The organism is Clostridioides sp. ZZV14-6345, from assembly GCF_020657775.1.
Classification (GTDB): Bacteria; Bacillota; Clostridia; order Peptostreptococcales; family Peptostreptococcaceae; genus Clostridioides; species Clostridioides difficile_D.
The window spans coordinates 39,511-49,782 of the sequence record NZ_JAGWCX010000026.1 but is presented as its reverse complement, the minus strand read 5'-3'; the positions used below and the strand labels follow the sequence as shown (position 1 = coordinate 49,782).

At 28.0% G+C, this 10,272-nt stretch carries 11 protein-coding genes; 4 read left to right on the top strand and 7 right to left on the bottom strand.

Annotated elements, in window-relative coordinates; translation table 11 throughout:
• Positions 1 to 272: 272 nt before the first annotated feature.
• Both KGF39_RS09110 and KGF39_RS09105 read right to left on the bottom strand, forming a co-directional pair.
• Positions 273 to 1,220, bottom strand: coding sequence for a 4Fe-4S dicluster domain-containing protein (locus tag KGF39_RS09110; protein ID WP_054273788.1), 948 nt, complete (start codon positions 1,218 to 1,220; stop codon positions 273 to 275).
• Between the two features lie 2 nt (positions 1,221 to 1,222).
• Positions 1,223 to 2,854, bottom strand: a complete 1,632-nt coding sequence (locus KGF39_RS09105; RefSeq protein ID WP_227822055.1) for an FAD-dependent oxidoreductase — start codon at positions 2,852 to 2,854, stop codon at positions 1,223 to 1,225.
• 129 nt (positions 2,855 to 2,983) lie between these two features.
• On the opposite strand from KGF39_RS09105, the gene KGF39_RS09100 reads away from it, so the two are divergent.
• Positions 2,984 to 3,901, top strand: coding sequence for a LysR family transcriptional regulator (locus KGF39_RS09100; protein ID WP_227822054.1), 918 nt, complete (start codon positions 2,984 to 2,986; stop codon positions 3,899 to 3,901).
• A 138-nt stretch (positions 3,902 to 4,039) separates the two neighbouring features.
• Here the strand turns inward: KGF39_RS09100 and KGF39_RS09095 are convergent, their stop codons facing one another.
• The 3 genes from KGF39_RS09095 to KGF39_RS09085 all read right to left on the bottom strand — a co-directional run bounded on the left by KGF39_RS09095 (position 4,040) and on the right by KGF39_RS09085 (position 6,502).
• Positions 4,040 to 4,621 carry a TerD family protein gene (locus tag KGF39_RS09095; protein ID WP_054273791.1) on the bottom strand — a complete coding sequence of 194 codons (582 nt, stop codon included), beginning with the start codon at positions 4,619 to 4,621 and terminating at the stop codon, positions 4,040 to 4,042.
• A 40-nt stretch (positions 4,622 to 4,661) separates the two neighbouring features.
• Positions 4,662 to 5,228 carry a TerD family protein gene (locus KGF39_RS09090; RefSeq protein WP_107596257.1) on the bottom strand — a complete coding sequence of 189 codons (567 nt, stop codon included), beginning with the start codon at positions 5,226 to 5,228 and terminating at the stop codon, positions 4,662 to 4,664.
• Positions 5,229 to 5,641: 413 nt separating this feature from the next.
• Entirely contained in the window at positions 5,642 to 6,502 is an 861-nt protein-coding gene (locus tag KGF39_RS09085; protein ID WP_054273793.1) for a YitT family protein, read from the bottom strand.
• A 147-nt stretch (positions 6,503 to 6,649) separates the two neighbouring features.
• Between KGF39_RS09085 and KGF39_RS09080 the strand changes: the two genes are divergently transcribed.
• Positions 6,650 to 7,540, top strand: coding sequence for an MBL fold metallo-hydrolase (locus KGF39_RS09080; protein WP_227822053.1), 891 nt, complete (start codon positions 6,650 to 6,652; stop codon positions 7,538 to 7,540).
• Positions 7,541 to 7,694: 154 nt separating this feature from the next.
• Here the strand turns inward: KGF39_RS09080 and KGF39_RS09075 are convergent, their stop codons facing one another.
• Together KGF39_RS09075 and KGF39_RS09070 are read right to left on the bottom strand one after the other, a co-directional pair.
• Complete coding sequence (locus tag KGF39_RS09075; protein WP_227822052.1) at positions 7,695 to 7,952, bottom strand: hypothetical protein; 258 nt, start codon at positions 7,950 to 7,952, stop codon at positions 7,695 to 7,697.
• A gap of 106 nt (positions 7,953 to 8,058) precedes the next feature.
• Positions 8,059 to 8,538, bottom strand: a complete 480-nt coding sequence (locus KGF39_RS09070; RefSeq protein WP_227822051.1) for a DUF2798 domain-containing protein — start codon at positions 8,536 to 8,538, stop codon at positions 8,059 to 8,061.
• A gap of 307 nt (positions 8,539 to 8,845) precedes the next feature.
• Between KGF39_RS09070 and KGF39_RS20240 the strand changes: the two genes are divergently transcribed.
• Positions 8,846 to 8,980, top strand: coding sequence for a hypothetical protein (locus KGF39_RS20240; protein WP_413927049.1), 135 nt, complete (start codon positions 8,846 to 8,848; stop codon positions 8,978 to 8,980).
• A 616-nt stretch (positions 8,981 to 9,596) separates the two neighbouring features.
• The gene (locus KGF39_RS09060) at positions 9,597 to 9,974 is read left to right on the top strand and encodes a BlaI/MecI/CopY family transcriptional regulator (protein WP_054273798.1); all 378 of its coding nucleotides are present in this window, start codon (positions 9,597 to 9,599) and stop codon (positions 9,972 to 9,974) included.
• Positions 9,975 to 10,272: the final 298 nt, after the last annotated feature.

Here is a 10,272-nt window from a genome sequence, read left to right as displayed (position 1 = left end):
TTTAGAAGAATACACACTTTATTTTAAAGACCCTATAAAATTTTCAACACATATTAATTTGTTATAATTTTTAAATCAATTTTATTGTATTTTAATTGAAGTAATCTGCTTTTAAAATTAATAAGCAATTATTATAAAATTTTATCATTTCAACAATAAAAAAGAAGCTTATCTCTATTTTGAGATAGCCTCTTTTATGATAGATGATTCTTTAATTATCATTAACTAAAATTTTTTACATATATTAATGTTAATAATTAATATATTTATTGTTAGCATAAAGCTCCACCTGTAAGGTGTAAAGGAGCATCAAGTATATCTTCTTTTCTTTCTAAAACTTCATCTGATAAAAGCATTTCTATAAACTCATTAACACCAATTCTGTCAATAGTTATTCCAAAACGTTCACCTGTATTGCCTTGTTCTCTAAATAAAAGAATTGCTTTTTCAATTAAAGTCATAAGCTCATCTTTTGAAAATAATCTATCAATCTGTGTTCCAGGACGAACAGATTTTCCCCATTTTCCTCCTATATACACTTTATAACCAGATTCTTTTTCTTCAATACTATCAAAATTACAACTATCTATACATTTACCACAATTGTTACATATATTACTGTCTATTTCAAGTTTCCCTTTATCTGTTAATTTAGCTGCTTTAACAGGACAGACTTCTACAACAGCACATTTTTTACAACCAACACAAAGTTCAGAATCGTAATCAGGTACACGTTGACCAACAATTCCAAGATCGTTTAAGTCAGGTTTAATACAATTGTTAGGACATCCTCCAACACCAATTTTAAATTTATGAGGTAGTTTTACATCATACCAGTTTTTATAAAATTCTTGGTGTATTTCAGAAGCAAGTGCTTGTGTGTCAGCTAGACCATGAACACAAACAGTACCTTTACAAGCTACAACAGGACGAACTCTTGAGCCAGTTCCACCTGTTATTAGATTTTCACTAGCGATAAACTCACTTAAAGCTTCAATATCTTCAAACTTTACGCCAGGTAATTCTACTGTTAATCTAGTAGTAAATGCTAACTGACCATTTCCAAATTTTTCAGCAGCTTCTGCAATTTTTTTTGCTTGTGATGCATTTATTACACCATTTACAGTTATTATACGTGCTGCAAAATGTTCTCCATCTCTGCTTGGTAGAAAACCTCTACCTTTCACTTCCTTTTTTTGTTCTGCTGTAATATTACTCATATTTACTCCTCCATTACCTTAAGATTTGGATAAAATAGTATTCCACCTTCAAGAACTTTCGTATTTGTATAGCCAAAGCGTCTTAAGCGATTTTGGGCCATATAGCTATTTTTACCTTTTGCACATATAAGAAGAATTTTTTCATCTTTAGCAAGGCCTTCAATTTCTCCATTAATTTCACCAACAGGAAGATAACGTAAACTAGGAATAGAAGGAGCTTTTGAAACATCAAGTTTAGTCCAACTGTCAAAGTCTTCGATTTCATCAAGTAAAACACTATCAAGCTCTCCATTAAGTTTATTCTGTAAAACATTTACTGCTACTACAAAAGGATGAATAGCAGTTGAAAAAGGTGGTGCATATGCAAGGTCCATACTTTCTAATGAATAAAGGTCAGCTCCTAAAGTTATTGCAGTAGCAGCTATATCTACTATTTTATCGACCGCTCCAGGTCCCATAACTTGAACACCTAATAATTTTCTAGTATTTTTTTCAGCAACCATTCTTATAATAAAATTAGAAGCACCTGGATAATAGTGAGCTTTATCATCAGTAGCTATGGTTACAGAACAAACATTATAACCTTCTTTTTCAGCTATTTCTTTGCTTAGACCTGTTTTTCCTACATTGAGTTCAGGTAATTTTACTACTGTTGTTCCAAGGACACCATTGTAAGTTTTAGATTTTCCAGATATATTTTGTGCACAAATTCTACCTTCATGATTTGCAGATGACCCCATAGGTGACCATGTAGGTTTATTTGTTAAAGAATTTTTTACAAAAGCACAATCTCCAACTACATATATATCTTTATCGTTTGTAAGCAGATATTCATCTGCAATAAGTGTGTTATTAGGAGCAAATTCCAAACCTGTGTCTTTTAGAAAACCTGTGTTAGGACGAATTCCAACTGACATAACTACTAAATCTGTTTTAATAACTCTATTTTTAGTACGAAGTTTTTCAACTTTATTTTCACCTTCAATACCTACAACTTGGTCCCCTGTAAAAATCATTATACCTTTATCAGCCATATGATTTTCAACATATTCAGCAAAATCAGTATCAAATCCAGGCATAACATGTTCAGCCATATCAATAACACTTACACGTATACCCATTGCAGAAAGGTTTTCAGCAATTTCAAGACCAATGAAACCTCCACCAATAACAACAGCTCTCTTAATGCCATCTTCAATAGAATCTCTTAGTTTTATAGCATCACTTGGAGTACGCATGAAGAATACTCCAGATAAGTCAATACCAGGTATTGGTGGTTTTATTGGGTCTGCTCCTGTGGCAATTACAAGTTTATCATAGCTTAAATCTTCTTCTTCTCCTGTTGAAAGCGTTTTCAAAATTACTTGTTTTGCATTTCTATCAACAGATGTAACTTCAACTCCACAGCGAACTTCTGCTCCTGTTAGTTTCGAAAAATTTTCAGGGGTATTCACGATTAAAGATGATTTATCTTCAATGACCTTACCAACGTAATATGGAAGACCACAACCTGCATAAGAAATATCATCACCTTTATTTAGTATTGTAACAGAACAATTGTTACCCATTTCACGTTTTATTTTTGCAGCAGTTTTTGTTCCAGCAGCAACTCCACCTATAATTAATACTTTCACAATATATCACACTCCCATCTACTTTATAACTCTATGATAAAATTATACTTCTTGACAATGTATTTGTAAAATACTAAAATATTAATAAAATCATAAGTATTTACTAATGTTTGCTAAGGTTGTGATAATATGACAATTCGTAGTCTTGAGATATTTGTTAAGGTTGCTGAATGTGGTAAAATGAGTGAAGTAGCAAGAAATATGTACATTACTCAATCATCAGTTAGCCAAGCTATTTCAGAAATAGAAAAGGAGTATGGTGTTAAGTTATTTGATAGAATTTCAAAAAAACTATATTTAACTGAGGCAGGAAAAAAACTTCTTGGATATGGGAGGCATCTTTTAGCTATAAATGAAGAAATGGATGACTGTATGAAGCATTGTGCAAAAAACATTCGCATAAGAGTCGGAGCAACAGTAACTGTTGGTACATGTGTAATAAGCCCAATAATATTAGAATTATATAAGGTAAATCCTCTGATAGAGCCTGAAGTATTTGTAGAAGATACAAGATTGATTGCAAAAAAACTACTTAATAGTGAATTAGACATTGCAATTGTAGAAGGGAAGATTAAGCATCCAGATATTGTTACAAAAAGCATTATTAATGACCATCTTGTACTTATATGTTCAACTAAGCATAAATTCTACAAAAGAGACTCTATAAAAGTTTCAGAACTTTCAAACCAGCCATTGATTATGCGTGAATTAGGAAGTGGTACGAGAGCACAATTAGAAAATCAATTAAAAGAATTGAAAATACCAATGAATATTAGATGGTCATGTTATAATTCTGAGGCTATATTGAGAGCAGTTGTAGATAATTTTGGTATTGCAGTTATATCTGAATTACTTATTGAGGACTATTTAAAAAAGCATCTTTTATGGGCTTGTGATATTGAAGGTATTAACTTACATAGAACATTTGATGTTGCATATCATAAAAGCAAATTTTTTACAGAAAATATTTCATCATTTTTTGATATTTCAGTAGAATATGGAAAAAAACAAGCGAGAAAAAAGAGTAGAAGAGTAAATAATTTATAAGATATCTAAGTAAAAAGGCTTGTCTCAAAATAGAGATAAGTCTCTTTTTTATTGTTGAAATGATTAAGATATATTTGATTTCATATAAAAAAGAGTGCCTCATGAACTAAAAAGTTTATTTTGAGACACCCCTTTACATTAACCTATATTAACACCAAAATTTCCACATAATCCTGCAAGGCCATCTTCAAAGCCAGATCCTAAAGCATTGAATTTCCATTCCCCATTATGTCTATATAGTTCTGCAACTACTATTGCTGTTTCTATGCTAAAATCTTCACCCAATTCATATTTAATAAGTTCTTCATTAGTTTCTTCATTATATATTCTTATATATGAATTTTCAACTTGTCCAAAATTTTGTCTTCTTGTAATGGCTTCATTTATAGTAACACTAAATGATATTTTAGCAATGTTTTGTGGTATTTTAGTCAAGTCTACATTTATTTGTTCATCATCACCATCACCAACACCTGTTCTATTATCACCCATATATTCAACTGCTCCAGAAGCATGTTTTAAATTATTATAAAATATAAAATCTCCATCATTTGTTACTTTACCATCAGCTCCAGTTAAAAATGCAGAAGCATCTAAATCGAAATCAAAACCACCATCATATTTATTAATATCCCATCCTAGTCCTACTATTACTTTTTTTAGACCAGGATTAGTTTTTGTTAAACTTACTTTTTGTCCTTTTGCTAAAGTTATACCCACTTAAACCAACTCCTTGTTATAAATTTTTTTATAGTAATTATTATTTATATGTATTAATTAATTCACGAAGTTCTTCATTTTGACCAAGTCCCAAAGCATTAAATTTCCATTCTTCATTTCTACGATAAATTTCCCCTGCCAAAACTGTCACTTTACCAGAGAAGTCTTCTTGAAGATTATACTTAAATAATTCTTGGTCAGAATTTGAATCAACTAGTCTTATAAAAGAATTATTCATTTGACTAAAATCTTGGTCTCTTTTTTTAGCTTTATATATAGAAACTCCAAAAATTATCTTATGTACATATTCAGGCATATCATTTAAATTAACTATTATTTGCTCATCATCACCTTCGCCCCTTCCAGTTAAGTTGTCTCCAGTATGTATAATAGCTTTAGAAGGGTGTTTAAGATTACCAAAATAAACTAAGTCGCCTCTAGAGTTCATTTTATCTTGGTTAGTCAATGCTATTGCAAATGCATCTAGGTCATAATTTTTTTTACCTAGTTTATTAATATCCCATCCTAATCCCACAACTAAATTTTTTACAGGATTATTGTCTTTTACTAAGCTAACTCTTTGTCCTTTTTGTAAACTAACACTCATTTTAAGTTCTCCTTTTTATATTTTTAGTTTTATTGGTAGTGCTAAGCATAAGAATCATGTTAGCTATATTATATATGTATTTAGACCGATTTGGCTATATTTATAAATTATTTATTATATAATTACATGAATATTTTATAATTTAAACATGTTACCATTATATGGTTTAAATTATTTTGTGGTGTTATAATATTTAAATTTGTATTTGATTCTTATAAAGTGAAGTGGATAATATAAAGAGACAGTAATTTTAAAATTTTTAAAGTTACTATTTAAATGAGAGTAAAGCTAGAAAGACTTATATAAAATAATAATTAATACAGTTAATTGTTTGTATCAAAAAAGCAAGTATGATGTAACATATAAAAAGTTAGATTTATATATGTTAATTATACTTGCTTTTTGTTTTGTAGTTACTCTATTTTTTTAAATCCATTACCTAAAGCTTCATGTATATCTGTAATTATAATGAATGCATTAGGGTCGACATTTTTTACTAATTTTTTTAATTCGACAACTTCTTTCTTTTCAACTACTACTAAAAGCACATTCTTATTTTCTCCAGTATATGCACCTTCACCTTTTAGAATAGTTGCACCTCTGTCTAAATCTTCCATTATTTTTTTACTTATATCTTTTGAAAGGTCGGATATAATAGTGAATGATTTTGAATAATTAAATCCTTCAATAAGCAAGTCACTAACTTTTACTAAAATGTATAAAGCAACAGTTGAATAAAGTGCAATCTCAACCTGTCTATTTACTATACCTGATAGAACTACTACAACGCAGTCAACAATACCCATTAAAACAGGTATACTAAATGTAGGAAAATATTTATTTAGTAGGAGTGCCATTAAATCAGTTCCACCTGTAGAGCCATTTATTCTAAAAATAAGACCTTGACCAACTCCCATTAAAATAGAACCAGATATAATTGCAAGATACATATCATTTGTTATATCTAATGTAGCCATATTTGCAGTAAGCTTAAGTGCTATGGTAAGAAAAATTATTCCTAAAACTGTTTTAAAACAATCTTTCTTTGAAAGTATTTTGTAAGCAAATATGAATAATGGAATATTTAAAAGTAAATTGACAATCCAAAGTTCTACACCAAATAATGAATTTAAAACAACTCCAAGCCCTGTTATACCACCAGCAGCAATTGCATGTGGATTAAAAAATAAGTTAAGAGAAATTGCCATTAATATACAGCCTATAATTAATATTAAAATTTCTGAAAAAGTTATTCTATCTTTTTTCAATAACATCACTCCTTATATATAGATTATAATATATATTATATAGTTTTTCCAATTTTAATAAAAGAAATAAAAATATATTATAAAAATAATTTGATTGGAATTTTCAGAAAATTAATGTTATAATTAAAAATAAATTTAAAGGGAGGTTATAAAATGGCTAAGTTAACTCTAGAGCATATAAAAGGAAATACATATTATATTCCACTTCCTACAATAGTAGGGGTATATGTATATGCTAATAATGCAATTTTAATTGACAGTGGAAACAATAAGGATACAGCTAGACAAGTTCTAAGACTATTAGAAGAACACAATTTAAATCTTAAATTAATAATAAACACTCATTCAAATGCAGACCATATAGGAGGAAATGCTTATCTTAAGAATCAAACAAAATGCAAGATTGCCACGACTAAAATGGAAGGATATTTTACAGAAAACCCAATATTAGAATCAGCATTTTTATATGGTGGTTATCCAAGTAAAGCACTGAAGAATAAATTTCTATTAGCAAAGGAAAGTAAAGTTGATTATATTATACCTTCAAATGGCAAAATTGTAGATACAGAGCTTGAAGCGATTTCTCTTCCAGGTCATTATTTTGAAATGATTGGTATTAGAACTCCAGATAATGTTTTGTTTGTTGCAGATAGTCTTACACCAGAGAATATAATTACTAAATATCATTTTTTCTTCTTATTAGATATAGATTCACAATTTAAGACACTAGAAAAATTGAGAATGTTAGAGGCGGATTTCTTTGTTCCAAGTCACTCTGTAAAAACTACAGATATAAAAAATTTGATTGATATTAATAAGAAGAAGATGGAAGAAATAATAGATAATATTAAAAAGGTTTGTTGTGAGCCAATTATGATTGATGAAGTTATCGAAAAAATGTGTGATTTGTACGATGTCACGCTTGATGCTAATCAATATGTATTAGTTGGAAGTACAATACGTTCTTATATAACTTATTTATATGAGAATAATATGGTTGAATATATATTTGATGGTGGTAAGATGATGATAAAAACTGTATAATAGTCAAAATTTTCAAATTATATAATGAAACTATTTTAGTTATGATTATTATTAAAAAAATAATATAAAAATAAACTTTATATAAATAAGGCAAAACAATTGATATAAAGTTACTGATAATTTGTTTTAGGAAATGGTCATCCAATTATCGAAGTCAAAAATAATGGCATAAAATACAGTTCATGTTTGCATATATTATAATTTTCAAAAATTGTCTAGGGGTTACTCTATTTCCTCTAATTCGAGAATAAGTCTTATATAATTTTTCTAAATTTATCTCCTCAATAATTTGACTTAATAACCTTACAGAATCATCTTTTGGAATCATGTAATCAATATTTAGTGGTAATTTAAATTGATAATTATCACCATAAGTAGTATAATCAATTTGTGTAGTATTTTGTTTTTGCATACAATTATTATACAAGAATCCCAGGCTCTTTTGAACTTGGGATTTATTTTTTTTATACAAAAAAGGGCGTAGCACTATTTTTTAGTGCGACAGCCCCTTATTTATTTTAAGAATTTACTACTTCAACAATTGTACCTTCTGGAAATAGTGTTCTAAAAATAAATCTGACTAATGGTCCTGCAATTAATAGTTGTAATGGCAACGCAACAATAAAATTGTTGGCTATATTTAAAATCCATATAGCTATAAGTGTATTAGAACTTCCAATTGATTTAATAGCTCCAAATAAAGACATACATATGACCATTCCACAGACCATACAACTTGATATAACAATAGCCTTTATAATTTGTTTTGTATCTGAATTTATAATACGAAATGCTACTTTCTTTGCAACATTAGAAACAATAAACCAATCAAAAATCATAGCTATGATATATGTAGTTGGAAAATCCAACCATGCATTTTTAAAGGTATTTAATGAGAATTTATCATGTATAGAAATATTATAAACGCTCATAAAAAATACCATAAAAGCACACATAAGTACCGTAAATATTAAACTTTCTTTTCTATTTTGTGGCATATTCATTTACCTCCAAGTAAAATTTATTTCTATTAGGATTATACATGAAGAAAGATTTTGTCGTAAGTAAATTTTTTTTAATTTGAAATTTATTTTTGAAATAGGCATAAATGAATATAAAAAATTTTTATTTTTTATATTTGACAATGGAAATTGTCTTTTTTTAACTTTATAATTAATAGTATAAAGTAATAAAATTGTAGCACTGTCAAAGAAATTTAAAATGTAGGGGGTGTAGTTTTATATTGAATTATGGAAAAGAAATTTATTTGTATGTTGGATAGGGTTGTTCTTTAGTTCTATAGGTATGAGCCAAATAGCACCTATACTTCCATTATATATTAAACAGTTGGGTGTAACCGATGTTGGCTTAATACAACAGTATTCAGGTATAATTTTTGGATGTACTTTTGTAGTAGCAGCATTCTTTTCACCAATTTAAGGGAAAGCTGCTGATAAATATGGAAGAAAATCAATGCTTTTACGTGCAAGTGTTGGTATGGGAAAGTGATATTTACCATAGCATTTGTACAAAATGTTTATCAGCTATTAGGCCTAAGGATTCTTCAAGGTGTTTTTACAGGTTATGCAACTGAATGTACTATATTGATTATATTTAAAAAACTAATCAAATTTATAGATAAAAGAATTCATTTTTATGAGTTCTTTATTTTTATTAACCCTAGAATTGTGTTTTTATAACTTTCTTGTACCACTTGTTTGACTGTTGTATAATAGTAGAAATTGTAAAAATTTAGACTTCAACAGATTTGAAGGAAGTGTTTTGTTATGTTTCTAAAATACAATATGGAGGAATTTAATAATACAAGCCAACAAAAGAAAAGCTTAAATTTTTAGTTTTTAATAGTGAAGATATTATTTATATATTTAATTTTACAATGTAGAATAAATATTTCTTATGCGCTTTGTTATAGAATTATATCAAGAACTAATCTTTTGGTAAAAATTGGAAAATATTATTATCGACAAAATCTTTGACTTAAAAACTATATTGCGATAGTATTAATTTAATAAAAGTTTGAGAGGGGCGTAAGGTTATGACAATTTCAAAAATACCACAAGCAGAATTAAAAGTTATGAAGTTTATTTGGGAAAAAAATGATACAGTGACATCAAAAGAAACTATTGAAGCTATGGAACAAAAATATGGATGGAAACAAACAACTACATTAACACTTTTATCAAGACTTGTTAAAAAGCATTTTTTAGATGCGGAAAAAATAGATAGATATACTCATTATACAATAGTGGTTGGACATAAAGAGTATTTAAGTGTTGAAACAAAAGATTTTTTAAGTAATATACACGACAATTCTTTACAGAGTTTGATTTCAGCATTACATGATGATGAAGTCATAGATAAGGATACGTTAGATTTATTTGAGAGCCATTTTAAAAACTTAGAAGAAGAGTAATTATAGAAGCCAAAACTCTAAGTATTTAATTAATAGATGGCTGTAAAATCTATAAATGGTATTGTTTAATCAGTTACTCTACTATTCATAAAGTAATATTAAATAGGTTATAATTAGTAAAGTACCTAAAATAATTGGAATAGGGAGTATCAAGTTAAATGATACCACTTACCTTAGTAAAGATTTTTAAAGTTTAAAATAATTTTATAACCTATCAAAATATACTTAATTATTTCTAAGTGTTTACAACATAAATTTGTTTTTGCTATTACAGGCTAACTAAAAGTAAGAATGATTT

What these genes read in the sequence shown, in the direction of transcription:
- KGF39_RS09090 (WP_107596257.1), bottom strand. Translation starts at nt 5,228, where the DNA reads ATGAGTGTTAGTTTACAAAAAGGACAAAGAGTTAGCTTAGTAAAAGAC.
- KGF39_RS09100 (WP_227822054.1), top strand. Translation starts at nt 2,984, where the DNA reads ATGACAATTCGTAGTCTTGAGATATTTGTTAAGGTTGCTGAATGTGGT.
- KGF39_RS09085 (WP_054273793.1), bottom strand. Translation starts at nt 6,502, where the DNA reads ATGTTATTGAAAAAAGATAGAATAACTTTTTCAGAAATTTTAATATTA.
- KGF39_RS09070 (WP_227822051.1), bottom strand. Translation starts at nt 8,538, where the DNA reads ATGCCACAAAATAGAAAAGAAAGTTTAATATTTACGGTACTTATGTGT.
- KGF39_RS09075 (WP_227822052.1), bottom strand. Translation starts at nt 7,952, where the DNA reads ATGCAAAAACAAAATACTACACAAATTGATTATACTACTTATGGTGAT.
- KGF39_RS09060 (WP_054273798.1), top strand. Translation starts at nt 9,597, where the DNA reads ATGACAATTTCAAAAATACCACAAGCAGAATTAAAAGTTATGAAGTTT.
- KGF39_RS09080 (WP_227822053.1), top strand. Translation starts at nt 6,650, where the DNA reads ATGGCTAAGTTAACTCTAGAGCATATAAAAGGAAATACATATTATATT.
- KGF39_RS09110 (WP_054273788.1), bottom strand. Translation starts at nt 1,220, where the DNA reads ATGAGTAATATTACAGCAGAACAAAAAAAGGAAGTGAAAGGTAGAGGT.
- KGF39_RS20240 (WP_413927049.1), top strand. Translation starts at nt 8,846, where the DNA reads ATGAGCCAAATAGCACCTATACTTCCATTATATATTAAACAGTTGGGT.